Annotated in this window: 28 protein-coding genes and 12 tRNA genes; 2 read left to right on the forward strand and 38 right to left on the reverse strand. The window is 38.2% G+C overall.

The window, feature by feature from the left end:
* Positions 1–6 precede the first annotated feature (6 nt).
* From D8Q48_RS11995 to D8Q48_RS12075, 17 genes are all read right to left on the reverse strand, one after another.
* Positions 7–80, reverse strand: a tRNA-His gene (locus tag D8Q48_RS11995).
* A gap of 5 nt (positions 81–85) precedes the next feature.
* Positions 86–159 (reverse strand) — tRNA-Arg (locus D8Q48_RS12000).
* A gap of 49 nt (positions 160–208) precedes the next feature.
* A tRNA-Gly gene (locus D8Q48_RS12005) sits at positions 209–279 on the reverse strand.
* 4 nt (positions 280–283) lie between these two features.
* Positions 284–358: transfer RNA gene (locus tag D8Q48_RS12010), tRNA-Pro, on the reverse strand.
* A 64-nt stretch (positions 359–422) separates the two neighbouring features.
* A tRNA-Leu gene (locus D8Q48_RS12015) sits at positions 423–503 on the reverse strand.
* Between the two features lie 61 nt (positions 504–564).
* Positions 565–637 (reverse strand) — tRNA-Lys (locus D8Q48_RS12020).
* 31 nt (positions 638–668) lie between these two features.
* Positions 669–740, reverse strand: a tRNA-Gln gene (locus D8Q48_RS12025).
* 59 nt (positions 741–799) lie between these two features.
* Positions 800–873, reverse strand: a tRNA-His gene (locus tag D8Q48_RS12030).
* 5 nt (positions 874–878) lie between these two features.
* Positions 879–952, reverse strand: a tRNA-Arg gene (locus D8Q48_RS12035).
* A gap of 49 nt (positions 953–1,001) precedes the next feature.
* Positions 1,002–1,072: transfer RNA gene (locus D8Q48_RS12040), tRNA-Gly, on the reverse strand.
* Positions 1,073–1,076: 4 nt separating this feature from the next.
* A tRNA-Pro gene (locus D8Q48_RS12045) sits at positions 1,077–1,151 on the reverse strand.
* Positions 1,152–1,635: 484 nt separating this feature from the next.
* A complete protein-coding gene (locus D8Q48_RS12050) occupies positions 1,636–2,121 on the reverse strand; it encodes a metallophosphoesterase (RefSeq protein WP_117990146.1) in 486 nt (161 codons plus the stop codon).
* A complete protein-coding gene (locus tag D8Q48_RS12055; protein ID WP_121056626.1) occupies positions 2,118–2,732 on the reverse strand; it encodes an XTP/dITP diphosphatase in 615 nt (204 codons plus the stop codon). Before D8Q48_RS12055 ends, D8Q48_RS12050 begins: the two co-directional genes overlap by 4 nt.
* 2 nt (positions 2,733–2,734) lie before the next feature.
* Positions 2,735–3,901, reverse strand: coding sequence for a class I SAM-dependent RNA methyltransferase (locus D8Q48_RS12060; protein WP_117990144.1), 1,167 nt, complete (start codon positions 3,899–3,901; stop codon positions 2,735–2,737).
* Positions 3,902–4,108: 207 nt separating this feature from the next.
* Positions 4,109–4,303, reverse strand: coding sequence for a hypothetical protein (locus tag D8Q48_RS12065; protein WP_117990143.1), 195 nt, complete (start codon positions 4,301–4,303; stop codon positions 4,109–4,111).
* Positions 4,304–4,643: 340 nt separating this feature from the next.
* The gene (locus tag D8Q48_RS12070; protein ID WP_118688250.1) at positions 4,644–5,108 is read right to left on the reverse strand and encodes a DUF1700 domain-containing protein; all 465 of its coding nucleotides are present in this window, start codon (positions 5,106–5,108) and stop codon (positions 4,644–4,646) included.
* Between the two features lie 145 nt (positions 5,109–5,253).
* On the reverse strand, positions 5,254–6,033 hold the full coding sequence (locus D8Q48_RS12075; RefSeq protein WP_121056628.1) for a hypothetical protein: 780 nt from the start codon (positions 6,031–6,033) through the stop codon (positions 5,254–5,256).
* A 327-nt stretch (positions 6,034–6,360) separates the two neighbouring features.
* On the opposite strand from D8Q48_RS12075, the gene D8Q48_RS12080 reads away from it, so the two are divergent.
* Positions 6,361–6,434, forward strand: a tRNA-Arg gene (locus D8Q48_RS12080).
* A 430-nt stretch (positions 6,435–6,864) separates the two neighbouring features.
* Here D8Q48_RS12080 and trpS read toward each other — a convergent pair.
* The 10 genes from trpS to D8Q48_RS12130 form a co-directional block, all read right to left on the reverse strand.
* On the reverse strand, positions 6,865–7,950 hold the full coding sequence (trpS, locus tag D8Q48_RS12085; RefSeq protein WP_117990140.1) for a tryptophan--tRNA ligase: 1,086 nt from the start codon (positions 7,948–7,950) through the stop codon (positions 6,865–6,867).
* Positions 7,951–7,976: 26 nt separating this feature from the next.
* Complete coding sequence (locus D8Q48_RS12090; protein WP_121056630.1) at positions 7,977–8,654, reverse strand: phosphatase PAP2 family protein; 678 nt, start codon at positions 8,652–8,654, stop codon at positions 7,977–7,979.
* Between the two features lie 159 nt (positions 8,655–8,813).
* Positions 8,814–9,743: a diacylglycerol kinase family protein gene (locus D8Q48_RS12095; RefSeq protein WP_117990138.1), complete on the reverse strand. Its 930-nt coding sequence runs from the start codon at positions 9,741–9,743 to the stop codon at positions 8,814–8,816.
* A gap of 17 nt (positions 9,744–9,760) precedes the next feature.
* Positions 9,761–10,363, reverse strand: a complete 603-nt coding sequence (locus D8Q48_RS12100; protein WP_117990137.1) for a TetR/AcrR family transcriptional regulator — start codon at positions 10,361–10,363, stop codon at positions 9,761–9,763.
* Positions 10,364–10,503: 140 nt separating this feature from the next.
* Positions 10,504–11,607, reverse strand: a complete 1,104-nt coding sequence (gene mutY, locus D8Q48_RS12105) for an A/G-specific adenine glycosylase (RefSeq protein ID WP_118688245.1) — start codon at positions 11,605–11,607, stop codon at positions 10,504–10,506.
* A 160-nt stretch (positions 11,608–11,767) separates the two neighbouring features.
* Positions 11,768–12,514: an amino acid ABC transporter ATP-binding protein gene (locus tag D8Q48_RS12110; RefSeq protein ID WP_121056632.1), complete on the reverse strand. Its 747-nt coding sequence runs from the start codon at positions 12,512–12,514 to the stop codon at positions 11,768–11,770.
* Positions 12,504–13,193 (reverse strand): amino acid ABC transporter permease, encoded by a 690-nt coding sequence (locus D8Q48_RS12115; RefSeq protein ID WP_118688243.1) that lies wholly within the window; start codon positions 13,191–13,193, stop codon positions 12,504–12,506. Before D8Q48_RS12115 ends, D8Q48_RS12110 begins: the two co-directional genes overlap by 11 nt.
* A 28-nt stretch (positions 13,194–13,221) precedes the next feature.
* Positions 13,222–13,995 (reverse strand): basic amino acid ABC transporter substrate-binding protein, encoded by a 774-nt coding sequence (locus tag D8Q48_RS12120; RefSeq protein ID WP_117990133.1) that lies wholly within the window; start codon positions 13,993–13,995, stop codon positions 13,222–13,224.
* A gap of 190 nt (positions 13,996–14,185) precedes the next feature.
* Positions 14,186–15,013, reverse strand: coding sequence for an undecaprenyl-diphosphate phosphatase (locus tag D8Q48_RS12125; RefSeq protein WP_121056634.1), 828 nt, complete (start codon positions 15,011–15,013; stop codon positions 14,186–14,188).
* Complete coding sequence (locus D8Q48_RS12130) at positions 15,007–15,846, reverse strand: Cof-type HAD-IIB family hydrolase (protein WP_243116292.1); 840 nt, start codon at positions 15,844–15,846, stop codon at positions 15,007–15,009. The genes D8Q48_RS12125 and D8Q48_RS12130 overlap by 7 nt, the downstream gene beginning before the upstream one ends.
* Positions 15,847–15,989: 143 nt before the next feature.
* Here D8Q48_RS12130 and D8Q48_RS12135 point away from each other — a divergent pair, with 143 nt between their 5' ends.
* Positions 15,990–17,159, forward strand: a complete 1,170-nt coding sequence (locus tag D8Q48_RS12135) for a cell wall hydrolase (RefSeq protein WP_118688242.1) — start codon at positions 15,990–15,992, stop codon at positions 17,157–17,159.
* Between the two features lie 96 nt (positions 17,160–17,255).
* Here the strand turns inward: D8Q48_RS12135 and D8Q48_RS12140 are convergent, their stop codons facing one another.
* From D8Q48_RS12140 to D8Q48_RS12190, 11 genes are all read right to left on the reverse strand, one after another.
* Positions 17,256–18,011: an aminoglycoside phosphotransferase family protein gene (locus D8Q48_RS12140; protein ID WP_121056636.1), complete on the reverse strand. Its 756-nt coding sequence runs from the start codon at positions 18,009–18,011 to the stop codon at positions 17,256–17,258.
* Positions 18,012–18,292: 281 nt separating this feature from the next.
* A complete protein-coding gene (adhE, locus tag D8Q48_RS12145; RefSeq protein WP_117990130.1) occupies positions 18,293–20,911 on the reverse strand; it encodes a bifunctional acetaldehyde-CoA/alcohol dehydrogenase in 2,619 nt (872 codons plus the stop codon).
* Between the two features lie 270 nt (positions 20,912–21,181).
* On the reverse strand, positions 21,182–21,718 hold the full coding sequence (locus tag D8Q48_RS12150) for a L17 family ribosomal protein (RefSeq protein WP_022074471.1): 537 nt from the start codon (positions 21,716–21,718) through the stop codon (positions 21,182–21,184).
* Positions 21,719–21,834: 116 nt separating this feature from the next.
* Positions 21,835–22,794: a DNA-directed RNA polymerase subunit alpha gene (locus tag D8Q48_RS12155; RefSeq protein ID WP_121056638.1), complete on the reverse strand. Its 960-nt coding sequence runs from the start codon at positions 22,792–22,794 to the stop codon at positions 21,835–21,837.
* A 59-nt stretch (positions 22,795–22,853) separates the two neighbouring features.
* The gene (gene rpsD, locus D8Q48_RS12160; protein ID WP_117990129.1) at positions 22,854–23,447 is read right to left on the reverse strand and encodes a 30S ribosomal protein S4; all 594 of its coding nucleotides are present in this window, start codon (positions 23,445–23,447) and stop codon (positions 22,854–22,856) included.
* A 33-nt stretch (positions 23,448–23,480) separates the two neighbouring features.
* Entirely contained in the window at positions 23,481–23,876 is a 396-nt protein-coding gene (gene rpsK / locus D8Q48_RS12165; RefSeq protein ID WP_022074468.1) for a 30S ribosomal protein S11, read from the reverse strand.
* Between the two features lie 36 nt (positions 23,877–23,912).
* Positions 23,913–24,281, reverse strand: coding sequence for a 30S ribosomal protein S13 (gene rpsM / locus D8Q48_RS12170; RefSeq protein ID WP_022074467.1), 369 nt, complete (start codon positions 24,279–24,281; stop codon positions 23,913–23,915).
* A 362-nt stretch (positions 24,282–24,643) separates the two neighbouring features.
* Complete coding sequence (gene rpmJ, locus D8Q48_RS12175) at positions 24,644–24,757, reverse strand: 50S ribosomal protein L36 (protein WP_003497809.1); 114 nt, start codon at positions 24,755–24,757, stop codon at positions 24,644–24,646.
* Between the two features lie 118 nt (positions 24,758–24,875).
* A complete protein-coding gene (gene infA / locus D8Q48_RS12180; protein ID WP_005613024.1) occupies positions 24,876–25,094 on the reverse strand; it encodes a translation initiation factor IF-1 in 219 nt (72 codons plus the stop codon).
* An 82-nt stretch (positions 25,095–25,176) separates the two neighbouring features.
* Positions 25,177–25,422 (reverse strand): KOW domain-containing RNA-binding protein, encoded by a 246-nt coding sequence (locus D8Q48_RS12185; RefSeq protein WP_118688240.1) that lies wholly within the window; start codon positions 25,420–25,422, stop codon positions 25,177–25,179.
* Positions 25,423–25,425: 3 nt separating this feature from the next.
* Positions 25,426–26,070 carry an adenylate kinase gene (locus D8Q48_RS12190; protein ID WP_022074465.1) on the reverse strand — a complete coding sequence of 215 codons (645 nt, stop codon included), beginning with the start codon at positions 26,068–26,070 and terminating at the stop codon, positions 25,426–25,428.
* Positions 26,071–26,142 lie beyond the last annotated feature (72 nt).

A 26,142-nucleotide genomic window follows, 5' to 3' on the forward strand; every position in this document is an offset into this window, starting at 1 on the left:
GAAAAGGGTGGGTAGTGGGACTCGAACCCACGATATCCGGAACCACAATCCGACGCGCTAACCAACTGCACCATACCCACCATACCGAGCCTGGGGGGATTCGAACCCTCGACCTACGGCTTAGAAGGCCGTTGCTCTATCCAGCTGAGCTACAGACTCATATCATATTCCCCTTTTCTCTGGTTTCCTACGAAAACTCCGTAAGAAAAGCGGGTGATGGGAATCGAACCCACGTATCCAGCTTGGAAGGCTGGTGTTCTACCATTGAACTACACCCGCAGAGTCGGGGTGACAGGATTCGAACCTGCGACCTCCTGGTCCCAAACCAGGCGCTCTAGCCAAGCTGAGCCACACCCCGATATTAACATTTTTATTCAGATTCGCAACGTTCTTATAAACTCTATGTCACAAATCTGGCTTAGTGCGGATGACAGGACTTGAACCTGCACGTCGTAAACACTAGATCCTAAGTCTAGCGCGTCTGCCAATTCCGCCACATCCGCATATCTCCTCTAATATGTGATGGAGAAAAAAATAGAACAAACAGCACACTGCTTGTTCCAGTGAGCGTGCGGGGATTCGAACCCCGGACAACTTGATTAAAAGTCAAGTGCTCTACCACCTGAGCTACACGCCCTCATAAAACTATCCTAATTATTCAGGTAAAACTGGGCTAGCTGGATTCGAACCAGCGAATGCAGGAGTCAAAGTCCTGTGCCTTACCGCTTGGCGATAGCCCATCAAAGACTTCTATCGACACCGCTTATTTAACTGGTGTTTCATCCATTCTTAAGAAAAGGGTGGGTAGTGGGACTCGAACCCACGATATCCGGAACCACAATCCGACGCGCTAACCAACTGCACCATACCCACCATACCGAGCCTGGGGGGATTCGAACCCTCGACCTACGGCTTAGAAGGCCGTTGCTCTATCCAGCTGAGCTACAGACTCATATCACATTCCCCTTTTCTCTGGTTTCCTACGAAAACTCCGTAAGAAAAGCGGGTGATGGGAATCGAACCCACGTATCCAGCTTGGAAGGCTGGTGTTCTACCATTGAACTACACCCGCAAAGTCGGGGTGACAGGATTCGAACCTGCGACCTCCTGGTCCCAAACCAGGCGCTCTAGCCAAGCTGAGCCACACCCCGATATTGTGCTTTGTTTTCGTCTCATCCGTAAGACAAGAGTTATTATATTGCAAGTAAAAAGAAAAGTCAACACCTTTTTTTATTTTTTTTGTTTTTTGTTTTTCTGGCGTCTAATGTATCTATATCCTGGGTTTATTCATCGTCGTAGATGTTCTTTTGGCAACCGATGTATCTGCACTGCCTTGATATTTGCTTCCGCAGATACTCTTTTTCAGGCCAATGTATCTACAACTTGCTTTTCTTTGAACTTACAGATGCCTTTCAACTGGTCTGTCATGTACAATTGCATCTGCATTTTTCCCTTTCTAGGACTTGAGGATGCTTCTCATTGAAATTATGCATCCGCAACCTGCTCTTTCCATAACTTGCAGATACTCCCTTTCAAAATTTTGCATCCCCAATTTCCGAAAATCCATTGTCGCAGATATCCCCACAAAAATTCATATCTGATGTTTCTTATAAGACCTTATCGCTACTTAATACCCTAAATATCAAGATAACGCTCTTCAAAATTCATCTTCCCATCCGGTTTCACATCAAGAAGCATATAACTTCCCTTTCTTCCAATCTGTCTTGGGTACGACAGACTTCCCGGATTAAGAAGCGTAATTCCATCTTTCTGTTCAAAATACGGTTGATGCGTATGCCCGAACATTACAATATCCGCGCCTCGCACCTTTCCTTCTTCGAGAATCTGCTCTTTTGTCATAGATACAGAATAATTATGCCCATGCGTAATAAATGCTTTTTTCTTTCCTATATAGAACTCATCCTCTCGTGGCAGTTGTGAAAAAAAATCATTATTTCCTGCCACAATATGTTTTTCACATTCTACTACTGCTTCAATATAATCTTCTCCACCCTCTACATCACCAAGGTGGATAAACATATCAATTTTGCCTGCCTCTTCCAGTGCCCGGTCAAGATTGTAATGTTTTCCATGTGTATCACTGACAATTAATACTCTCATTCTGTTACCTTTCCGTATTTCTTTTCAATCACTTCACGCATTTTACGAAGTGCTTTCCCTCTATGACTCAATTCATTTTTCATCTCCGGATCCATCTGGGCTGTTGTACATTGACACTCCGGATAATAGAAAATCGGATCGTAACCGAATCCATTTTCACCCATAATTTCATGTGCAATTCTTCCCTCAATAGTTCCTCTGGCTGACTCTACTGCCCCATCAGGGAACACAGCGCAAATAACACATACAAAACGTGCAGTACGCTTCTCATCCGGAACGCCTTTCAATTTGTCCAGCAACAGATTATTTTTAATATCATAAGAAGTATCTTCTCCCGCAAAACGAGCCGAATAAACACCGGGAGCTTTATCCAGAAAATCAATTTCCAATCCAGAATCATCTGCCAGAATAATATCATTTGGCAAATGTTTCGCAATTGCTCTTGCTTTAATCTCTGCATTTGCTTCAAATGTTTCTCCGTCTTCTACAATATCTTCCTCAATTCCTAATTCCTTCATCGAATAGATTGGCATTCCCAAATCTTCCAGTATCATACGGATTTCTTTCATCTTATTTTGATTTCCTGTTGCAAAAACAATTCTTCTTTCCATATTTACGCCTCTCCTTCGTTCTTTACAGTACGTTTTGGTGGTCTTGGTCCAATAAACTGATAAAAATATGTCTTCAACATACCGTTATAAATTTTTCTATTCTTATCTGCTTTTCTTCCAAAATATCGTTCTGTATCTTCATAGCTTGTAATCATATAGGCAGACCAGCTATCCAGCTTCTGAAAACTTTCCCCAAATTCACTGTACAACTTCGGAAGTGCCTCTTTTTCTTCAAGACGCTCTCCATAAGGCGGGTTCGTAATTACAAATCCATATTTTTTCGGATGCCTAAGCTCACTGACCGGTCTTTGCTGGAAATGTATCAAATGTGCAACACCTGCATCTTCTGCATTTTGTCTTGCAGCACGAATCACATCTGCATCAATATCATATCCCTGAATATCCACTTCGATATCATCATTTACTAATTCATTTGCCTCATCAATCGTATCATACCACAGCTTTTTCGGAATCAGATTCGTCCAGCTCTCCGCTGTAAATGAACGATTCATTCCCGGAGCGATATTGGCAGCCATCATTGCCGCCTCTATTGGAAATGTTCCGCTTCCGCAAAATGGATCCACAAGAATTCTGTCTTTCTTCCATGGTGTAAGCATGATTAATGCTGCTGCCAGCGTCTCCGTAATCGGTGCTTTGCTTGAAAGCTGACGATATCCTCTCTTATGCAGAGATACTCCCGATGTATCAAGACCGATTGTCACAACATCCTTCATTAAGAATACACGCACCGGATAAGATGCTCCTGTTTCCTCAAACCACTTTTTATGGTATTGCATTTTCATTCTCTCAACCATCGCTTTTTTCATAATAGACTGAATATCCGATGGACTGAACAATTTACTCTTTACTGAAGCGGCCTTTGTAACCCAGAATTTTCCATCCGCAGGAATATAATTCTCCCATGGCAGACTCTTTGTTTTTTCAAATAATTCGTCAAATGTTCTCGCTTCAAATTCACCAACCTTCAGCAAAATTCTTTCCGCTGTTCTTAAAAATACATTTGCACGGCAAATTGCCTCAGCATCTCCTATAAATGTAACCCTTCCATCTTCTACTTTTGAAATCTCGTATCCAAGATCTATGATTTCCCTTTTCAGAACTGATTCCAGCCCAAAATGACAAGGGGCAATTAATTCTACTCTCTTCATTCGTTCCTCCACATCTAAATACATGCTCTTTTATGTGTGTTTATTTTGTTACTGTTCACTCCCAATGAACTGTAAACCCATTTTACTATAAAAAAAGGGCATAGTAAAGATTTCGCTTTATTCCTTCACAACCTTTACCATGCCCTTATCCTTTTTACATTTTCTTCTAGGAAATCACTCTCAGTAGTTTTTATTCTGATTCTCTACCTAATAGTTATCACGTACATCATACGCATTTTTACTCTGTGTATTTGATGCATTCTTGTTTTTTGAATTCACACTATTTTTGCTCTGTGTATTCGATGCATTCTTATTTTTGGATGATGTGTTACTTGCATTTTTGTTCTGTCCATCTGAAACATCATTTCTGCTTGTTTTTGGGTCACTATAATTTTTTGTCATTGTTTTTTCCTCCTAAAATATTGGTACATTGCTATTATGTCTTTTTTTACAAATATTATTCTCAACTTTACATATCTCTTTTATTTTTCACTCTTTTTCCTTTTTTTTCATATTTTGTCAAACTTTTCATGTTTTACTTGCATTTTTGAAAACTGTATATTATACTTAAACTCGTAGAAAGTTCACTTTCTACAACCCCTTATTAATTATTTATACTCCCCTCAAAAGACCGATGGCTCCCCCATCGGTCTTTTATTATTTTAAAATAAGACAAAAAAGCCCGGTATCACTTTTTTCAAAGAAATACCGAACTTTCATGTGTTTCACTATATTCTATTGTTCACGATCGAAGTCTTCCAATCAACCGAATAATAATCATCGCGATCAACAATGGTATCAAAACCGGTGCCAGAAAACTTACAATTCCGCTGACAATTGCTACGACCAATACAACAATCATCACAACAAATAAAACCAATAATAATTTCTTCCACCATGTATCAATTCCAAAAATATGAACATTTTGTCTAACATATGAATCCTCTTGTTCCGGTTCCGAATAATAACTTTTACGTCCGGACTCATATACAATCTCCTCATCCGTGCCATCTGATGCCGCGATAATCGTTTTCGCAAGGATCCATGGGTCCCCTAACATCTGAAGTACTTCTTCTTCACTTTTCCCCTTCTGCACTTCTTCGGATATATATTGATTATAATATGCCACATTTTCCTGAACTACATGCTCCTGCACATTTCCACTCAGAGCACTTCGCAGCTGTTCTAAAAATTCTGCTCGCGTCATATTTTCCGCCTCCTTCACTTTCGTTTAGAATAACATACTCTCGTATGCTTTCCAATAAAAGTTTTCTTAATTTTTCATAATATCTTAGATATTTGTTACTGCTCACAGTAACTGTGACTATCAACAAGTGTTTTTCCAAATCTTTTTATCGAACTTTTTCTTCCTGTGGTTCATTATACAGCACATTATTTTTTTCTTCTCCATTAATTGTTTTTTCTTTCATCTGTAATATTAATTTATCTCTCTGCTGTCGAAATACATTTGCCTGGATTGTCATAAATGTCCCATATCCTATTAATGATAATGTTATAATTCCCATCACTGCATATTTTCTTACCTGCTGCCCGCTTCGTTCTTTTATAACCGGGATGTCCCTCCTCACCTGAGAAAAATCATCATACTGCCTTTGTGCATTTTCTCCGATACACTTATCTATCATTTTTCCTATCTGATATATTTCTTTCCTGGTCAATGCAGGTTTAATCTCCGTATTTGCCATAATAAACTGAACTGTCTTCCCGTATCCATATAAATCCATGGATACTTGCGCATTTTGCTTCATCCGTACAATTGGCTTTACAAAATGACTTCTTACTGCCCGCTTCTGCAAATTTTTCATAACAAAAGCATTGCTCTCTGCCTCAAGATCCAACATTAATAATTTATCTTCCGCTGTCACAAGCACACTATACGGATTTAAGTAGCGATAGCCTTTATTATTTCTGCATCTTTGATATTGCTCTAATTGTACACCCAATTCCTTCAGCCAGGAAAATAACATTGCTTTCTCAATAACAGGCTCTCCCCGTAGTCTTTGTAACAGTAATTGTCCTTTCACGCAATCCATTGTTGGCCAACATCTTCCTCCATGCTCCACAAAACGAATCACCTCATAATTTGCCTCGATGTTAATCTCTCCTTTCATATTCTATATCAATTGTTCAAACTTGAAATTAGCTCGAATAATAAGCCAGATTACTATATTCAGTAATAGATCTTTAAAATGTTTAGACTGTACTATTCACATCATCTTGTAAATAGACTTCTAGTTTTATAATCAGAGTATTTGTATCATACTTTATTTACATGCCTTTTGCAATCGCTTTCACCAAATTCACATGAAAAATATATAGTGAAGGTCCCTCAAAATCCCGCTCAAAAAAATTTTTGTAATTTTTTTATTTTTTCTATTGACAAAACCATTCTTATGCACTATACTAGTTTTTGTTGTGAGCGACAAGTTCAACAGCATGTGCGATTAGCTCAGCTGGATAGAGCGTCTGGCTACGGACCAGAAGGTCGGGGGTTCGAATCCTCTATCGCACGTATTTAACCGTCTCTTCGGAGGCGGTTTTTTTGTATTCGATTGCAATACTATCCCTTCTAGAAAATATAGGCTGTGAATTTTTGTTCAGATTCCGTCAGAGGGAAATACATAAGGGTGTAAAATTTTGCTAAAAGCAATGAATTTGAACTCAAACTTGCTGCCTCGCAGCTTCAAACACGTTCGTTCAAATTCATTAACGCAAAATTTTACACCCTAAGTATTTCCAGCTCTTCCTTCATATTCACTAAAATTCACAGCCTATATTTTCTATCAGTACATTATCACAAACTTCATAAACAAAAGTGGAACCTTATTGGCAAGCGCTGGAAGGATTATGTATGTGATAGACTTCCTGTGCCATTACACGACTTGCAGAAATTATTATATAATAATTTCCGCAAGGACCATATAGGCAGTCAATCTCGTAAATTAAATAGAAAATCTCTCTGCCTGACTCTGAATCAGCTCTGCATCATCAAAATAATTAATCTTCATTGCAGCCTTTACTTCACTCAATGTCTGTGCTGCACGAGCTTCTGCTTTTTCACTACCTTTTTTAAGAATCTCATATACATACGGAATATCTTTCTGATATTCTTTTCTACGATTGCGGATTGGCTCAAGCTCTGCCTGGATCACATTATTTAAGAAACGTTTTACCTTCATATCCCCAAGACCGCCTCTTGTGTAGTGATCTTTTAATTCCTGTAAACATGCATACTCTGGAAGAAATTCTTCAAAATACTCTGGTCTGCAGAATGCATCCAAATATGTGAATACTGTATTTCCTTCCAATTTACCCGGATCTGATACCTTAATATGTGTAGGATCTGTAAACATACTAAATACTTTTCTCTGAATTTCGTCTGGCTCTTCTGACAGATAAATACAGTTTCCAAGTGATTTACTCATCTTTGCCTTACCATCAATTCCAGGCAGTCGCAAACATGCCTGATTCTCCGGAAGTAAAATATCCGGCTCAATCAAAGTATCGCCATATACAGAATTAAACTTTCTTACAATCTCTTTTGTCTGTTCAAGCATTGGAAGCTGATCCTCACCAACCGGAACTGTTGTAGCTTTAAATGCTGTAATATCTGCTGCCTGGCTAATTGGATATGTAAAGAATCCAACCGGGATACTCGCCTCAAAATTACGCATCTTAATCTCTGATTTTACTGTAGGATTTCTCTGTAATCTTGATACTGTTACCAGATTCATATAATAAAATGATAATTCACATAATTCTGGAATCTGTGATTGAATAAACAATGTCACTTTCTCAGGATCGAGTCCACATGCAAGATAATCCAATGCAACCTCAATAATGTTCTGACGCACTTTTTCCGGATTGTCCGCATTATCTGTCAATGCCTGTGCATCTGCGATCATGACGAACATATCGTCAAATCCTCCCTGATTCTGTAATTCCACTCTTCTTCTTAAGGAACCTACATAATGTCCCACATGTAATCTACCTGTAGGTCTGTCCCCTGTCAACATAATCTTTCCCATTAGTCTTTTTCTTCCTCCTAGTAACTTTATTTCACAAATAATGTCTGGCGTGCCGGCTTTCTGACTCCATTCGCCTCTGGTGCATATACGAATTGATACAATGTATATGCCATCAAAAATCCTGCCATAACATCAAGCACTGAATGCTGTTTCAAAAACATTGTCGCCATAATGATCAATGCAGTCAAAATATATGCTCCCATACATATAGCTTTATGTTCATTTAACCTCTTACTATTCCTGATCGCTATACATGCAGCAAGAGAATTAAACACATGAAGGCTTGGAAATACATTTGTCGGTGTATCTGTCTGATACAATGTCTTTACCAGATCAACAAATACATTCTCTCTCTCAAATACAACTGGACGGATTGCAAGTCCATTCGGCATAATTGTTGATATGATCAAAAATATGGTCATACCCGCAAAACTAAGCTTGGCAAGCTTGTAGAATCCATCTACATCTGTAAAAAAGAAATACGCAAAAACTACAGCTATGAAAACGAACCATAGTAAATAAGGTACAATGAAATATTCAATAAATGGTATCTTATCATCAATTGGTGAATGAATGATATGATATCCACTTGTCACATGTGTCTCTAAATAATAGAACCACGGTCCATAAAGCAGTGCATAGCTGAAAACCCAAGCATGTTTATATTTTTTGAAAAGATCCCCTATTTTTCTTTTTATGTTCATAACGAACACCCCTTTTTAATACACAAATGGATTAATCTGCTCTTTTACTGCTAAAGATTATAGCATGATTTTTATCCAACAACAAGGCGATTCATAAAAGCTTAACAATTCTTTTATACTCTATTTGTTACTGTTCACAGTACCTGTGAACAGTAACCTCTACTTTTCATCTGGGATTATAATTTTCACCTGTTTGTCAAGCAATCCCGCTTTTAGCTTACTTCCAATCGCAATCGGCTCTCCGTCTGCATGTATCGGAAATTCTGCTTCCATGCTGATTTCAACGTTTTTGCAACGGAATATATCAATTCCTTTTACCCCTACATGCTTCCCTTTAAACGCCAGAGGAAGCAAAAAAACAACTTTCCATCTCGGCAGTCCTGATACAACAATAACATCTAAATATCCATCGTCAACCTTTGCCTCCGGACAAAAGAAAAAGCCTCCGCCTTCATATGGATGATTCATAGCTGCTACAAAGTATGTATTTTCAAAGCTCTTCGTTTCTCCTCCATCCAGACACACACACGCTCTCGTATGTGCATCCCTGAACAATCTGCGAAGTGCTACTGCCAGATAACTCAGCTGTCCCAGCTTCACCTGATTCAATATTACCTTCAATTTAGAAACTGCTACCTGATGACATACCGCTGCATCAAATCCGATTCCGCTGCTGACTGCAAACCGATGCGTCATATCCTTGCAAGACATTACTCCAACATCCATCGACACTCTTTTTTTCGAATTCAAAATGTTATTCAATGCTTCCTGCGGATCTGTAGGAAGTTTCAACGCTCTCGTAAAATCATTCCCCGATCCGGTTGGGATATATCCAAGCGTAACCTTTGAGCAATCCCTAATTCCATTGATCACTTCATCCATCGTCCCATCCCCACCAAGGACTATAATCGTATATTCTTTCTCATCTTTCGTCAATTCCGAAGTAATCTTCGTTGCCTCTTTTTCATACTTTGTAAATCTCACCTGATACTGTATTCTTCGTTTTTTCAGTTCTGGCTCTACCTGATTCCAAATCAAACCCCCACGTCCTGATTTTGATTTTGGATTTACAATAAATGTATATTCCACTCTTTCACCTCCAGAGCTTATTCCATTGTACTATCCAGATATTTTCCAAGAGATCTTCTCATGTTCCCTGCAAAATCTGCCTCTCCCTTTCGTAAACACCATTCAAATACATTTCCTATTACGATCATTCGAATGTCTGTCGTAAACTCTTCCAGCTCTACATTTAAATGAACAACACCTGCCACAATTGCCCGCTCAATATAATTCTGTACCGTAACAATCGGATAAGGTCTTTCTGTACGGCTCACCGGATTCAATGCCTGATTCTTCGGATCATAGTATCCGGTCATAAATTCCACACCAAGTTCCTCGCAATATTCTACATAATTCAGATAAACTCTGATAACCGCAATTTTCGCCTCTTCCACACTGTTTGGTATATCCAGTAAATCCGGATTGATACTTGGCTGTTCTTCTATATAATATGATAACAGATCATCTTTTGTTTTAAAATGATGATAAAAACTTCCATTCGACACACCGGCTTCTTCACAAATGTTCTTAATAGATAATTCTTCGTATCCTTTTTTCTGTAATATATGCTTTGCCGCCCGAAAAATCCTCTCTTTTGTCTCTTTCGATTTCTGCTGTTGTTTTCCGAGTTCTATCTTTTCATCCATGTCTATAATTCCCTTCTGACGACCACTGCTTATTTCTTTATTATAGTAACACAAGCTGCACTTTTATTCAAGAAAACCGAGCGTACTCTACAGCTTTCATTTTACATCAAATACCTGATTATAATATCTTGGCAATTATCTTAGTTTTCCATGATTGAAAGTGCATATTGTGTGAATGCCGAAAATGCTGTCGGAATAGGATATTTTCCCATAACTTCTTTTTTATCAGCAAATATCATATCCGCACAACATGTTTTTTCTAATTCGTCAACAATAATCTCATATCCCGTCATATGCCATTCTACATGACTGAAAATGTGTTTTGCATTTTCCAGCTTCTTGATGCGAACCGGCATCATCCCAATAGATTTTGTATATTCGATAAGCTGCTTTCTTGTCAAATATCCCTCCAGATTTGGAAATTCATATAACCCTGCAAGGAGTCCTTTTTCCGGTCGTTTTTGAATCGCAATCTTTTCTTCGTCTTTAATGATCAATATCGTTCTTTTCTCAATCCTTCTGTCTTTTGCTTTTTTCTTCACCGGAAGCTCCATCTGTACCGACTTTTGATTTGCTTTACAAAGTTTTGCTATCGGACAAATATCACATTTTGGTTCTCCGTTTGGTACGCAGACTATAGCACCAAGTTCAATCAAGCCTTGATTAAAATCACTGGCTGCATTTTCCGGGATAACGCTCTCTATCTCTTCTTCAATATTTTTCCTTGTGGATGCTTTCATTATGTCTTCATAACTTGCATGAAATCTTGAAATAACACGCAAGACATTTCCATCTACTGCCGGTTTGGGAATCCCAAATGCAAATGAACTAATGGCCCCTGCCGTATAATTTCCAATCCCAGATAATCCTTTTATCTGTTCATAATCCTGTGGCATTTGTCCATTATACAGCTCAACAATCTGTACAGCTGCTTTTTGCATATTTCTTACTCTGTTATAATATCCAAGCCCCTCCCACATTTTTAACAGGCGTTCTTCCGGTGCGTTCGCCAAATCTTCTATCGTCGGAAATGCTTCAAGAAATGCCGCATAGTAAGACTTCACTGCTTCTACACGTGTCTGCTGCAGCATAATTTCAGATACCCATATATGATATGCGTTCGCTCCGTTTCTCCATGGCAAATCTCTTTTATTATTCTGATACCATTCTACTATAAACGGTACGGCTTTTTCTAAATTATCACTTTGAGAAAACTCTACTTTTTTTACTTGATTTCGTTTCATTTTATTCTATATCTCTTTCTATTGTGTTTATCTCCACATCATTCCTGCATTCAAGTCGAACGTTTGACTTTAATGCATCTTAACATAATTCCTGGTGAAATAGCAACAAGACAGTCCCTTTACCAGAAACTGCCTTGCATTTTTTTATATTCAATTTAATTTATAAAATTTTGGACAAGAATTCTTTTAATCTCTCGTCTTTCGGATTTCCAAAGAACTCTTCCGGTGTCCCCTGCTCTTTTATCTGTCCTGCATCCATAAATATGACACGAGTTGCAACTTCCTTCGCAAAGCCCATCTCATGAGTAACAACAGCCATTGTCATTCCTTCATGTGCCAAAGCCTTCATCAATTCCAGAACCTCTCCAACCATCTCCGGGTCGAGTGCTGATGTAGGTTCATCAAACAGCATTACATCCGGCTTCATTGCCAATGCTCTTACGATAGCAATACGCTGCTTCTGTCCACCGGATAAATGTGATGGATATGCGTTTGCTTTCTGCTCCAATCCAACCTTTTTGAGCAGTTCCATCGCCTCTTTTTCAGCTTCTTCCTTGCTCTTCTTTAATAATTTAATAGGAGCAAGTGTGATATTTTCAAGAATCGTTTTATGTGGAAACAGATTAAAATGCTGGAATACCATTCCCATCTTCTGACGATGTTCATTAATATCTGTCGCTTTGCTTGTGATATCTACTCCTTCAAAATAAATATGTCCGCTTGTCGGAACCTCAAGTAAGTTTAATGAACGAAGAAAAGTAGATTTCCCTGAACCGGACGGTCCGACAATAACAACCACTTCCCCTTTGCTGATTGTCTCAGACACACCGTTCAAAGCATGAAGATTATTTGCATACACTTTATGCACATTATCAACTTTAATTAATACTTCCCCTTTAGTGGTCACTGTTTCTCAGTCTCCTTTCCAGCAAATTCACACATTTTGTAAATACCATTACCATAACAAGATAAATCAATGCTACAGCAATCAATGGCATAAATGCATCATAAGTACGGCTTCGAATGATATCGCCACCCTTTGTCAGATCCTGTAATGCAATATATCCTGACACTGAAGTTTCTTTTAATAATACGATGAACTCATTTCCCAATGCCGGTAAAACATTCTTAAATGCCTGTGGCATAATAATGTAAAACATTGTCTGTGCATAGTTGAAACCAAGACTGCGTCCTGCTTCCATCTGTCCATCGTCGATTGACATTATACCAGAACGGAAAATCTCAGCTACATAAGCTGCTGAGTTGATTCCGAATGCCATAATAGCAACCAGCACTTTACTAATCTGTGTACTTCCAAAAATTACAAAATAAATGATCAATAACTGTACAACAACCGGAGTTCCTCGAATCACTGTCAGATAAATCTTACATACTAAATTTAAAATTTTTAATTTACCTGTTTTATCATAAGTAGCTCTGACCATTGCAATTAAGAATCCAAATACAATTCCTATCAGCACCGCAAAAAAGGTAACTTTTAAAGTAACTACAAGACCATCTGCCAAGTATTTCCAACGGTCATCTGTTATAAAATTCATTATGAATCTTGTTTTCAAATCTGCCATAAGCCCCAACCTTCTCTTTTATCGCTGATTATTCAGCATCTGCGTTGATATATTTTTCAACGATTTTATCAAATGTTCCATCTTTCTTCAACTCTGCAATTGCATCATTTACTTTTTCTGTAAGGTCACTTCCCTTTTTGAAACAGAATGCATAAGCTTCCTCTACATACTCAGTATCCAGAATTTTAAGTCCTTCATTCTCTTTTACAAATGTCTGTGCCGGCTGATCATCGATGATAACTGCATCAATCTTACCCTGCTGAAGTGCCTGTACAGCCTCAACACCTTTGTTATAACGCTCTACATTTTCATCACCATAATCATCTGATGAATAAAGATCTCCTGTTGTTCCAAGCTGAACACCAATCTTCTTTCCTTCTAAATCTTCTGGCTTTGTAATATCGTTATTATCTGCTGAAACAATAATCACCTGACGTCCTGTGTAATAGCTGTCTGAAAAATCAACCTGTGTTTTTCTCTCATCTGTAACTGTGATACCTGCTGCTGCAAAATCTGCTTTTCCACTCTGAACAGCTGGGATAATAGAATCAAATGCCATATCTTCAATAGATAATTCTGCGCCAAGTTTATCTGCGACTGCTTTCGCAAATTCAGCGTCAATACCTACGATTTCGTCTCCTTCATAGTACTCATATGGCGGGAACTCTGCATTTGTTGCCATTACAAGTTTGTCCTTACCTTCTCCCTCACTGCTGTCTGAACTTTTATTGCTTGAACCACACGCTGCCATAGAAACCATACACATTGCTGCTAATACAACACTTAATACTTTTTTCTTCATTTTTAACTTCCTCCTAAAATCTATTTCTTTTGCATAACCATACATAATTTCTTACATATTCTATCATATTTATACAGAATTTCAAGTATATATGCAAAATTATTCTAATTTTTTTGCATAATCTCGAAAAAAACAAGAGACTATTGAAATTTTATATCCCAATAGCCCTTTATAAGTCATGTATTCACTTTTATGCAAGTAGCCCTGAAACTGTAAAATATAAGAATACAATTACTCCAAGTACGATTCTATAATATCCAAATACTTTGAAATCATGTTTTTTAATATACTGCATCAGGAATTTAATTACAAAGATAGATACGACAAATGAAACCACGCATCCTAGCAATAGTAAAAAGAACTCCTGTGCTGTAAATGCGAAACCAAACTTGAGCATCTTCAGAAAGCTCCATCCAAACATGACCGGAATCGCAAGGAAAAATGTAAATTCTGCTGCCACACTTCTGGATGCTCCAATGATCAATCCCCCCAAAATTGTTGCACCTGATCTTGATGTTCCCGGAATCATCGCCAATACCTGGAAACCGCCGATTGCAAGTGCCATCGGGATTGTAAGCTGTGAAAGCTTTGTTGCCTGTGGTGTAACACCTTCATGCTTCTTCTCAATTATAATAAATAAAACACCATAAATAATCAGCATCGCTGCAACAACATACGCATTCATAAAATGCTCATCCACAAAATCATCAAACAACAATCCGATAACCATAGCCGGAAGCGTTGCAATAATTACCTTGATCCATAACTGAATTGTCATCTTCTTCTGTTTTTCTGATTTCTTAGCCGAAAATGGATTCAATTTATTAAAATAAATCAATATAACTGCCAGAATTGCTCCAAACTGGATCACTACATTGAACATCTCAACAAATTCATGCCGTAAACTCAGCTTCACAAATTCTTCTACCAGAATCAAATGTCCCGTACTACTAATTGGAAGCCACTCTGTGATTCCCTCAACGATACCTAAAAATATAACCTTTAATGCTTCTAACATGCTTCTCCTCCCTCGAGAACATACTTCACAATTGCTCTGGCCGCGCCGTCCTCATCATTCGTTCCCGTCACATAATCTGCATTACACTTCACTGCTTCTTCCGCATTGCCCATCGCAACACCAACACCAGCTTCTGTGATCATCTCTATATCATTATCGCCATCACCAATTGCCATAATCTCTTCCCGTTCGATTCCCAGCATCTTACCTAATGCAATCAAACCGTTTCCTTTATTTACACCGGCTGCGTTAATTTCAATATTATATTTCAATGAACTGACGAGGTTCAAATCTTTACACTTGCTTAGTTCTTCCCAGGCCGCTTTCCGCTCTTCCATATCCGCAAACAACACCTGTACCTTATCGAGATTCTCTTCTCTGGAATTAAACAATTCCCAAATATCCAAAACTGCAATTCTGGATGCACGTACATACTCCCACATATTACAATCCTTGTGATATCTTTCTACATGAGCCAGTTTTTCATCCTTCGCATACCCCTGTCCATCAAAATAGATCTCTTGTAGCGTATCATATTTTTCTGTGATTTCCAATGCTTTTTTTGCACTTTCTTTTGATAATAAATGTTCGATCAATATCTCGCCTGTCGCTGTGTCCAGGATCCTTGCCCCGTTTGCTGTAAGTGCATATCGCATCCCCGGAAATTCTCTCAATTCCAATGGTACACCTGTAAACGGACGCCCTGTTGCTACCAGCACATGAACACCTTTTTCTATCGCCTTTGCGATTACTTCTTTTGTAAACGGAGTCAGTTCTTTTTTGGAGTTTAATAATGTTCCGTCTAGATCCAGCCCCACCATCTTAATTTGCATTATTCTATTTCCTTCCTTATTCACTGCTCCTATTGTATCAAAATTTGCTTAATTCTGCAATTTATAGTATACTATACAGATGAAACTTTTTTAGACAAAATTTCATTTAACTTAGAAACAAAAAAACAGAAAGGATTTTATTTATGAATTTGCATACAAAACGCAGGCTCAAGGCCGGTGTAGCTTTGCTTTGTTCCGCCACAATGACCTTCGCACTTGCAACTCCATATAGCTTTGCCGATGAGAAAGAAACTTTGGAAAATAAAACTTCTGATCTGCAATCACAGCTGGCAGGGATCAATCAAGACCTTCTCAAGATCAGTGATGAGATTTCTAACACCCAGATGCGTGTGACTATTGTAAACAGTGAAATTCTTCGAAGCGAAGATGAGCTTGCTATTTCTCAGCAGAACGAAGATCAGCAATATGAAAATATGAAATCCCGTATAAAATATATGTATGAGAACGGGAACTCAAGCATGTTAGAATTATTATTTTCCGCTGAAAGCATGAGTGACTTTCTGAACAAGGCTGATTTTATTCAAAATATCAGCCAGTACGATCGTGATATGCTAAGTGAACTTCAGAATATTCATGCAGACATTGAAAACCAGAAAATGGCTCTGCAGAACCAACAAGATTCTTTAAATAACTTAGAAAATGAATTACAACAACAGCAGGCCGCACTACAGCAAAAGGCGGATGAAACTTCTACCGACCTTGCACAATTTCAGGCACAGCTCCAACAGATTCGTGAGCAGGAGGCTGCAAAAGCCGCTGCTGAAGCTGCCGCAAAGGCTCAACAGGAAGCTGCTGCAAAAGCTCAGCAACAAGCACAGGCATCTGCCAATGCTTCATCATCCGGCAATAATACTTCCTCAAACACTACGACTAGCAATGGAAGTTCTAACTCTGGAAACAATAGTTCCGGAGGCGTGATAAATAATGGCGGAACCTCTGCCAGCAAGTCGGATTTGGATTTATTAGCTGCCATTATTCAGTGTGAAGCATATCAGAACTATGACTCACTTTTAGCAGTTGCTACAGTTATTATGAATCGTGTATATGACTCTCGATTCCCTAACAGTATAAGCGGTGTTGTTTATGCCGCAGGACAATTTGAACCTGCATTCTCCGGCCGTCTTGAATACGTTTTAAATGCCGGTCCGACCTCCCTTTCATATCAGGTTGCGCAGGATGCAATAAATGGTGCAAGACTTGCAGAAGTTGCCGACTGCTATTATTTCTTATATGCCGGCACCGGTCATCCTGGAATTAATATCGGTGGAAATGTATTTTTCCCTAGCTGGTGATTTATACATAATCACAATTTAGATTAAATCTGTTTACTATTCAAGTCAAAGTTCCGCAGTTCATGTGAATTGCGGAACTTTTTTTAATCTCTATTCCTACTGATAATCTACAACATCGATCCATTTCATAAGGAATTCTTTTTCTAATTCATTCTCCTTCGCAAGCTGAGCTGCTGCAACGATTGGAAGCCACTGTTCTACATACTGTCTTGCCGTATCGCTCTTCTTACAATAAATCTTCATATACAGATCAGCTTTTTTCTGGTCTTTCAATGCAAATAATAAATATGTCATAGCAGCATCTGCACCTGCATTACCCTGTGTTGCATGTGCCCAATCGACAATTGTCATCTTACCATTCTTGCCATAAATCACATTCGATGGATTGAAATCTCCATGACAAAGCTTATCGTGTTTTGGCATACTTTCCAGTCTGGTCATCAGTTCGTATCTTGTCGTTGCATCCAAATCTTTCAGTCCATTAATCTGGCTTGCCAGCTTATCTTTTAATTTATTTAATCGAGGCGACTTTTTGCTATGAACTTCTAACTGCAGCTTTACAAAATCTTCCATATATTTCTGCAAATTCTCTTTGTCAGATTCCATCATCTCTTCAAGAGTTGTTCCATTCTTGTATTCAATAAGCAGAGCCCACTTTCCACCCACTTCAGATACTTCTTTAATCTTTGGAATATCAAGTCCTGTTGCTTCTACTCGCGCTGTATTCAAAGCCTCATTAAACACATCTGCTTTCGGATGATCCTTCTCAAATATCTTAACAATTCCTTCATCACATTTATAAACCTCTTTGTAGGAACGTTTTACGATTAATTTTTTGTTTTCAAGTTTCATAAGCCATGCCTCCTATTTATAAATTGATTCCCCATAACTGTTCAGTATTTTAGCAGTTATATTTTGTTTTTTCTTAACTTGGTTTTATTATACTACAACTTTTCTGAAAATAAAAGACTTTTTAAATATTTTTTAACAATCTTTTTTATCACAAAATAATTGTCTAATAATTAACAATAGTTATATTTAACTTATTCTTTTATTGAATAAAAAAAGAGAAGTACAGCACAAATAAGTGCTGTACTTCTCATCGGAATATATAATCTGTCTAGACAAAGATATTATTTACCATAATAGCATTTCAGATAGATTTCTTTCATTTCTTTCATCAATGGATATCTTGGGTTAGCTCCTGTACACTGGTCATTAAATGCCTGCTCTACCATGTCATCCAATGTATCAAGGAAGTATTTCTCATCGATACCATAATCTTTAATTGTTTTCTTAATACCAATCTTATCTTTGAGTACTTCAAGTTTAGCAATGAAGTTTTCAAATACTTCTGCATCTGTATTTCCTGTACATCCTGCAAAACGTCCTAATTCAGCATATCTTGCAAGTGCATGTGGATACTGATACTGTGAGAATGTTCCCATCTTAGTTGGTACTTCTGCTGCATTGTATCTCATAACTTCTGTAAGGATTACTGCGTTTGCAACACCATGTGGTAAGTGGTGGAATGCTCCAAGTTTGTGAGCCATTGAGTGGTTCAGTCCAAGGAATGCATTTGCAAATGCCATACCTGCCATACAAGAAGCGTTTGCCATTTCTTCACGAGCCTTAGGATCATTTGCTCCGTTTTCATATGCTGATGGAAGGTTGTCAAATACCATCTTAACAGCTTTCATAGCAAGACCATCTGTATAATCTGTAGCCATGATAGAAACATAAGCCTCGATAGCATGTGTCATTACGTCGATACCTGATGCACTTGTCAGTCCCTTAGGCTGTGTCATCATATTGTCAACATCAACGATTGCCATATTAGGAAGCAATGCATAGTCTGCGATTGGCCATTTCACACCTGTTTCTGCATCTGTGATGATTGCAAATGGTGTAACCTCTGAACCTGTTCCTGAAGATGTAGGGATTGCTACAAAGTAAGCTTTCTCTCCCATCTTAGGGAATGTAAATACTCTCTTACGGATATCCATGAAGTCCATAGCCATATCTTCGAAGTTTGCTTCTGGATGCTCATACATTACCCACATAATCTTAGCTGCATCCATTGCTGATCCACCACCAAGAGCGATGATTGTGTCAGGCTCGAATGCTCTCATCTGGTCTACACCTTTCTGAGCACACTGTAATGTTGGGTCTGGAGCAACTTCAAAGAAGCATGTATGCTGAATTCCCATTTCGTCTAATTTTGCTTCGATTGGAGCTACATAACCATTTTTGTATAAGAATGAATCTGTTACGATGAATGCTTTCTTCTTGTTCATTACTGTTCCAAGCTCATCAAGTGCAACTGGCATACATCCTTTCTTGAAGTATACCTTTTCAGGTGTTCTGAACCAAAGCATATTTTCTCTCCTCTCAGCAACTGTCTTGATATTGATCAAATGTTTTACTCCAACGTTCTCAGATACAGAGTTTCCTCCCCAAGAACCACATCCAAGTGTAAGTGATGGTGTCAGTTTGAAGTTATAAAGATCTCCGATTCCTCCCTGTGAAGAAGGTGTGTTGATCAATACACGACATGTCTTCATTGCAGCTGCATGTTTTGCAATTTTTTCTTTCTCTGCCGGATGAACATACAGTGATGATGTATGACCATATCCACCGTCAGCTACAAGCTGTTCTGCCTTAGCAAGTGCTTCATCAAATGTTTTTGCTTTATACATAGCAAGTACTGGAGATAATTTCTCATGAGCGAACTCTTCTGAAATATCTACTGATTCAACTTCACCGATAAGAATCTTTGTACTTTCAGGAACTTTCACACCTGCAAGTTTTGCGATCTCATATGCTGATTTTCCAGGAATCTTGCTGTTTAATGCCCCGTTAATAATGATTGTCTTACGAACTTTATCGAGCTCCTCGCCTTTTTTAAGGAAGTAGCATCCACGATATTCAAATTCTTTCTTAGCTTCTTCGTAAACACTTTCAAGTACTGTTACTGACTGCTCTGAAGCACAAATCATACCATTATCAAATGTTTTTGAATGAATAATTGAGTTAACAGCCATTCTTACGTCAGCTGTATCATCAATGATTACTGGTGTGTTACCAGCTCCAACACCAAGTGCCGGTTTTCCTGACGAATAAGCTGCCTTAACCATTCCAGGACCACCTGTTGCAAGGATGATATCTGCATCTTTCATAACTGTGTTTGTCAGTTCAAGTGATGGTGTATCGATCCATCCGATAATTCCTTCCGGAGCTCCAGCTTTTACAGCTGCCTCAAGAACAACTTTTGCTGCTGCAATTGTACATGCTTTTGCTGCTGGATGTGGGCTGATGATGATTGCATTTCTTGTCTTCAAGCAGATCAAAGTTTTGAAAATTGCTGTTGAAGTTGGGTTTGTTGTAGGAATTACTGCTGCTACCAATCCGATTGGTTCTGCAACTTTTTTAATTCCAAATGCTGGATCTTCTTCGATTACTCCGCATGTCTTTGTATTTTTATAAGCATTGTAAATATACTCTGCTGCATAATGATTCTTAATTACTTTATCTTCAACGATACCTCTCTGAGTCTCCTCTACTGCCATTTTAGCGAGTGGTATACGCTGTTTATTTGCTGCCATAGCAGCTTCATAAAAGATTTTATCTACCTGCTCCTGACTATAAGTTGCGAATACTTTCTGTGCTTCGCGCATTGCTTTCATTTTTGCTTCAAGTGTTTCTACACTATCTACGATCTCAGGTACTACAACTTCTTTTTTCTTTGCCATTTTGATTATTCCTCCGTAATTGAATGTCTCTTTCTTAATTACAGGTACAGTATAACTTTTTGTTAAATATTTGTCAATGTATATTATGTTAAATATTTAACGTTAAATTCTTAACTTCTTTTGTGCTAATTTCACAATTTTTCGAATTCAGAACAAAGAATATATCTTTTTGCATTCCCCAGGAAGATTTTTATTACATAGGAAATTTCATTTCCTATGTAATAAAAAAAGAGGACGGAGATTCTTATCTCTATCCTCTAAATGTTCTAATTAAACTAACTCAATCAAAACTTCCATAGCTGCATCACCTTTACGCTGGCCAATCTTAACGATTCTTGTATAACCACCGTTACGGTCTGCATACTTAGGAGCGATCTCTGTAAACAATTTGTCTACAACGTCAACTTTCTTAGTATTTTTCTTCTTTCCTGCAGCTGCTGTAGGAACTTCTGTTACAGAATACAGAACTTTAGCCATCTGTCTTCTTGCATGAAGTCTGCTAGGCATATCTTTTTTGATTGTCTTTTCAACTTCATCATAAACTGTAACTTTCTTGCCGTCTACAACTTCTTTAACTCTCTTGCCATTCTCGTCTTTACGAGCAACTTTAGCTGTTACAGTAACTTCTTCGAAGTTATCTTTCTCTTTTACAGCCAGAGCGATCAGCTTCTCAGCTTCTTTACGAATCTCTTTAGCTTTTGCTTCTGTTGTAATGATTTTACCATTGTTTAACAATGCTGTTACCTGGTTTCTGATTAAGGCTTTTCTCTGAGCAGAAGTTCTGCCGAGTTTTCTATATTTTGCCATTGTACTTATCCTCCATAATTTACATTTGGTTATGCGTCTTCGGGCTTATTAATCAAATGCTCTGTCCGCGCACATCGGTCTTACCGGACAGAAATTTAAATATTAAGCAAATCTAATTATTCCTCACCGGAATTAAGCTCAAGTCCAAGTTCCTTAAGCTTAGCAAGTACTTCTTCCAAAGACTTACGTCCAAGGTTACGTACTTTCATCATATCTTCTGATGTTTTATTTGTAAGTTCTTCAACTGTATTGATTCCTGCTCTCCTCAGACAGTTGTAGGAACGTACTGACAATTCAAGTTCGTCGATGCTCATCTCAAGAACTTTTTCTTTCTCATCATCCTCTTTTTCGATCATAACTTCTGCAGCCTGAGCTACTTCTGAAAGATCGATGAAGAGTTTCAAATGTTCGCTGAGTACTTTCGCAGCAAGGCTGACAGCCTCGTCTGGAAGCAATGTACCTTTTGTCCATACATCCAATGTCAGTTTATCATAATCTGTAACCTGACCTACACGAGTATTCTGAACAGTCATATTGACACGTTCAACCGGAGTATAAACAGAATCAATCGGAATTACACCAATCGGTAAATCATCGCTCTTGTTCTTGTCTGCGCTCACGTATCCTCTGCCTTTTGTAATGGTCATTTCCATGTACAATTTGCTGTCTTTACCACCACTTAAAGTAGCAATGACCTGCTCAGGATTCATAATCTCAATATCAGAGTCTGCCTGGATATCAGCACCTGTTACAACGCCTTCTCCTTCAAATTCGATATAAGCAGTTTTCACTTCATCAGATTCAGATGAATTTTTGATTGCAAGAGATTTCAAGTTCATGATAATCTCTGCGACATCTTCCTTTACACCTGGAATGGAACTGAATTCATGTAAAACACCATCAATCTTTACAGAACTGATAGCAGCTCCCGGAAGAGAAGAAAGCATAATTCTTCTCATGGAGTTACCTAATGTGATTCCATAACCTCTTTCAAGTGGTTCTACAACGAATCTTCCGTATTTCTTATCTTCTGAAATATCAGTAATTTCAATATTCGGTTTATTAAAATCAAACACTACACAGACCCTCCTTATGGGTTTAAAAATGTTGAGGGATACGATATTAATTCCAACTATTATTTAGAATATAACTCGACGATCAACATCTCATCAACAGGAACATCGATTGCTTCTCTCTTAGGAAGTTCTTTTACTTCACCTTTGAGGTTTTCAGCATCAACTTCCAACCAATCAGGAACCATGTTTCCAGCTGTTACTTCAAGAATGTCTTTGTATCTCTGAGAACCTTTGTTTTTCTCTTTGATTTCGATAACATCACCAGCTTTTACAAGGTAAGAAGGAATGTTCACCTGTTTACCGTTAACAAGTACATGTTTGTGGTCAACAATCTGTCTAGCTTCTTTTCTTGTTCTAGCAAATCCCATACGGAACATTACGTTATCCAGTCTGGATTCAAGAAGAACCATAAGGTTTTCACCTGTCATTCCTTCCTGCTGTTTTGCTTTTGCGTAGTAGTTTCTGAAAGGTTTTTCCAGAACACCATAGATAAATTTAGCTTTCTGTTTTTCACGTAACTGAAGACCATACTCGCTCATTTTTCTACTAGATCTTTTTAACTGTCTGTTAGATTTTTTATTAATTCCTAAATAGATTGGGTCCATACCTAATGAACGGCATCTTTTAAGAACTGGAACTCTATTTACTGCCATTTTCGCTTCCTCCTAATTAATCGCGTTTAATCACTAGACTCTTCTACGTTTCGGTGGACGGCATCCGTTATGTGGTACCGGAGTAACGTCTTTGATACTTACAACATCGATTCCGCAAGCCTGCAATGCACGGATTGCTGCTTCTCTACCTGATCCTGGTCCTTTAACGAAAACGTCTACTGTCTTCAATCCATGGATCAATGCTGCTTTAGCTGCTGTCTCAGCTGCCATCTGTGCTGCATATGGAGTAGATTTTCTTGAACCTTTAAATCCCAGACCGCCTGCACTTGCCCATGAAAGAGCATTTCCCTGTGCATCTGTTAATGTAACGATTGTATTGTTAAAAGATGCCTGAATATGAGCCTGTCCTCGTTCAACGTTTTTCTTGACACGTTTCTTTGTCACTTTTTTTGTAACTTTTTTAGCCATTATAAACTAACCTACTTTCTTCGAATCTTTAATTAATTATTTTTTCTTGTTTGCTACAGTTCTCTTAGGACCTTTACATGTTCTTGCATTAGTCTTAGTTTTCTGTCCACGTACTGGAAGTCCTTTTCTGTGACGGATTCCACGATAGCATCCGATTTCTTTTAATCTCTTGATGTTCAGCTGAATCTCTCTTCTAAGATCACCTTCTACAACCTGAGTTGCATCGATTACTTCACTGATTTTCTTTACATCTTCACTTGTTAAATCTCTTACACGAGTGCTTGGATCAATTCCTGCCTCTGCTAAGATACGGTTTGAACTTGTTCTTCCAATTCCATAGATATAAGTTAAACCGATTTCTACACGTTTGTCTCTTGGTAAGTCTACACCTGCAATACGAGCCATGTGTCTTTCCTCCATTTTGAATCATTTTTAATATTGTCTTTAACTGGAACAATAATCCTATCGGACTATCATTCAGGCCGATGATATTCATCTGCCCTTTCCCGGTACGTCAATCCTCACGCAATACTCCGGGTATTAGAAGCAATATACAATCGCACTCTGACAGTTCTGTGAGCGAACCGGACTTCCTGCTGTGAACGACATTCCATCCCTCGGCCAGATGCTTCGAACACCGCTCTATCGGTACCTGTATGATAGAGGACCGGTGTATCCTTACTGTATATTAAACAAGTTCACACACATCCTGGTGTGTCCCTCGTCAGCCGTCTAATTAATAAAACACTATTGAGAATTGGTATTAATTAACCCTGTCTCTGTTTGTGTTTCGGATTTTCGCAGATTACTCTGATACTTCCTTTTCTCTTAATAATCTTGCATTTTTCACAAATTGGTTTTACTGATGATCTAACCTTCATGTTAAATCCTCCTTCCATCCTTTGCTAAAACTTTGGTTACTTCATTTTTGGACATACATATCCAAAAACGACCATTTCATAGTATAGCACCAAGTCATCCTAAAAGTCAACACTTTTTTTATTTATCTCTCCAAACAATTCTTCCTTTGCTCAGATCATATGGTGACATCTCTAATGTAACCTTGTCACCTGGTAAAATCTTAATGAAATTCATACGAAGTTTTCCACTGATATGTGCAAGTACAATATGTCCATTTTCAAGCTCTACCTTAAACATTGCGTTTGGCAATTTTTCAACTACGACTCCTTCGATCTCGATTACGTCAGTTTTTGACATATTAAATCCTCCCGTGCTCATGCACTTTACAATTCCTGTTATATTTATTTCAATTATTCCTTACATTATATATACGTCAGCATCAGTATGCTTTTTGTATATAGTTTTGTATCGTTTCTTGGATTGCTGCATCATCTGTGCAGTCTTCACATTGCATCTTATATATAATCTGCACATGTCGTCTGTTTTTTTTCTTTAAATTACTGACAGAGCGTTTCGCCCCGTCAGCCAGATATACATATTCATCATTGACAGAAATTATGACATATATACAATCTTTATCCCGCCCTGCCTTAGATTTGGCAAGCATTCCAGGTTCCATGAACATAAATTACTCTCCCAGAATCTTAACGATCGCAGCAAATACATCATTGATATCGATTGTTCCGTCTACTTCTTTCAAAGCTCCGGATTTTGTATAATAATCAATCAATGGCTGTGTCTGCTCATGATAAACACCAAGACGTTTTGTAACTGTCTCCGGCTTATCATCATCACGCAGAATTAATGTGCCGCCACATTTATCACAAATGTTTTCTACCTTTGTAGGAGCGTAAACAATATGATATGTTGCTCCACAATCTACACACGCACGTCTTCCAGACATACGATTTACAATATTTTCATCCGGAACTTCCACATTGATAGCATAGTCTACTTTCTGTCCCAGCTTAGCAAGTGCTGCATCTAAAGCTTCTGCCTGTGGAATTGTTCTCGGGAAACCATCAAGAACATAACCGTTTGCACAGTCATCCTGATTTACTCGGTCTACAACAAGATCTACAACCAATTCATCTGGTACAAGAAGTCCCTGGTCCATGTATGTTTTTGCTTTTTTTCCAAGCTCTGTTCCATTTTTGATGTTTGCTCTGAAAATATCTCCTGTAGAAATGTGTGGAATCTGATATTTTTCAGAAATCTTCTTCGCCTGAGTTCCTTTTCCCGCACCCGGTGCACCTAACATAATAATTTTCATAATATGCCTCCTTTGTTTTTACCGAAAATTTTATAATTCTCTGAATAGCACATTAACCCGCCGCACTCCATC

Origin of the sequence: Ruminococcus sp. B05, assembly GCF_003628495.1 — a bacterium.
GTDB classification, from domain to species: domain Bacteria; phylum Bacillota; class Clostridia; order Lachnospirales; family Lachnospiraceae; genus Schaedlerella; species Schaedlerella hominis.

Bases quoted from the DNA above. Each gene is read 5' to 3' on its own strand.
- D8Q48_RS12050 (WP_117990146.1), bottom strand. From the start codon at position 2,121: ATGAGAGTATTAATTGTCAGTGATACACATGGAAAACATTACAATCTT.
- D8Q48_RS12055 (WP_121056626.1), bottom strand. From the start codon at position 2,732: ATGGAAAGAAGAATTGTTTTTGCAACAGGAAATCAAAATAAGATGAAA.
- D8Q48_RS12060 (WP_117990144.1), bottom strand. From the start codon at position 3,901: ATGAAGAGAGTAGAATTAATTGCCCCTTGTCATTTTGGGCTGGAATCA.
- D8Q48_RS12065 (WP_117990143.1), bottom strand. From the start codon at position 4,303: ATGACAAAAAATTATAGTGACCCAAAAACAAGCAGAAATGATGTTTCA.
- D8Q48_RS12070 (WP_118688250.1), bottom strand. From the start codon at position 5,108: ATGACGCGAGCAGAATTTTTAGAACAGCTGCGAAGTGCTCTGAGTGGA.
- D8Q48_RS12075 (WP_121056628.1), bottom strand. From the start codon at position 6,033: ATGAAAGGAGAGATTAACATCGAGGCAAATTATGAGGTGATTCGTTTT.
- trpS (WP_117990140.1), bottom strand. From the start codon at position 7,950: ATGGGAAAGATTATGTTGACAGGGGACAGACCTACAGGTAGATTACAT.
- D8Q48_RS12090 (WP_121056630.1), bottom strand. From the start codon at position 8,654: ATGAACATAAAAAGAAAAATAGGGGATCTTTTCAAAAAATATAAACAT.
- D8Q48_RS12100 (WP_117990137.1), bottom strand. From the start codon at position 10,363: ATGGATGAAAAGATAGAACTCGGAAAACAACAGCAGAAATCGAAAGAG.
- mutY (WP_118688245.1), bottom strand. From the start codon at position 11,607: ATGAAACGAAATCAAGTAAAAAAAGTAGAGTTTTCTCAAAGTGATAAT.
- D8Q48_RS12115 (WP_118688243.1), bottom strand. From the start codon at position 13,193: ATGGCAGATTTGAAAACAAGATTCATAATGAATTTTATAACAGATGAC.
- D8Q48_RS12120 (WP_117990133.1), bottom strand. From the start codon at position 13,995: ATGAAGAAAAAAGTATTAAGTGTTGTATTAGCAGCAATGTGTATGGTT.
- D8Q48_RS12125 (WP_121056634.1), bottom strand. From the start codon at position 15,013: ATGTTAGAAGCATTAAAGGTTATATTTTTAGGTATCGTTGAGGGAATC.
- D8Q48_RS12130 (WP_243116292.1), bottom strand. From the start codon at position 15,846: ATGCAAATTAAGATGGTGGGGCTGGATCTAGACGGAACATTATTAAAC.
- D8Q48_RS12135 (WP_118688242.1), top strand. From the start codon at position 15,990: ATGAATTTGCATACAAAACGCAGGCTCAAGGCCGGTGTAGCTTTGCTT.
- D8Q48_RS12140 (WP_121056636.1), bottom strand. From the start codon at position 18,011: ATGAAACTTGAAAACAAAAAATTAATCGTAAAACGTTCCTACAAAGAG.
- adhE (WP_117990130.1), bottom strand. From the start codon at position 20,911: ATGGCAAAGAAAAAAGAAGTTGTAGTACCTGAGATCGTAGATAGTGTA.
- D8Q48_RS12150 (WP_022074471.1), bottom strand. From the start codon at position 21,718: ATGGCAAAATATAGAAAACTCGGCAGAACTTCTGCTCAGAGAAAAGCC.
- rpsD (WP_117990129.1), bottom strand. From the start codon at position 23,447: ATGGCAGTAAATAGAGTTCCAGTTCTTAAAAGATGCCGTTCATTAGGT.
- rpsK (WP_022074468.1), bottom strand. From the start codon at position 23,876: ATGGCTAAAAAAGTTACAAAAAAAGTGACAAAGAAACGTGTCAAGAAA.
- rpsM (WP_022074467.1), bottom strand. From the start codon at position 24,281: ATGGCTCGTATTGCAGGTGTAGACTTACCAAGAGACAAACGTGTAGAA.
- rpmJ (WP_003497809.1), bottom strand. From the start codon at position 24,757: ATGAAGGTTAGATCATCAGTAAAACCAATTTGTGAAAAATGCAAGATT.
- infA (WP_005613024.1), bottom strand. From the start codon at position 25,094: ATGTCAAAAACTGACGTAATCGAGATCGAAGGAGTCGTAGTTGAAAAA.
- D8Q48_RS12185 (WP_118688240.1), bottom strand. From the start codon at position 25,422: ATGTTCATGGAACCTGGAATGCTTGCCAAATCTAAGGCAGGGCGGGAT.
- D8Q48_RS12190 (WP_022074465.1), bottom strand. From the start codon at position 26,070: ATGAAAATTATTATGTTAGGTGCACCGGGTGCGGGAAAAGGAACTCAG.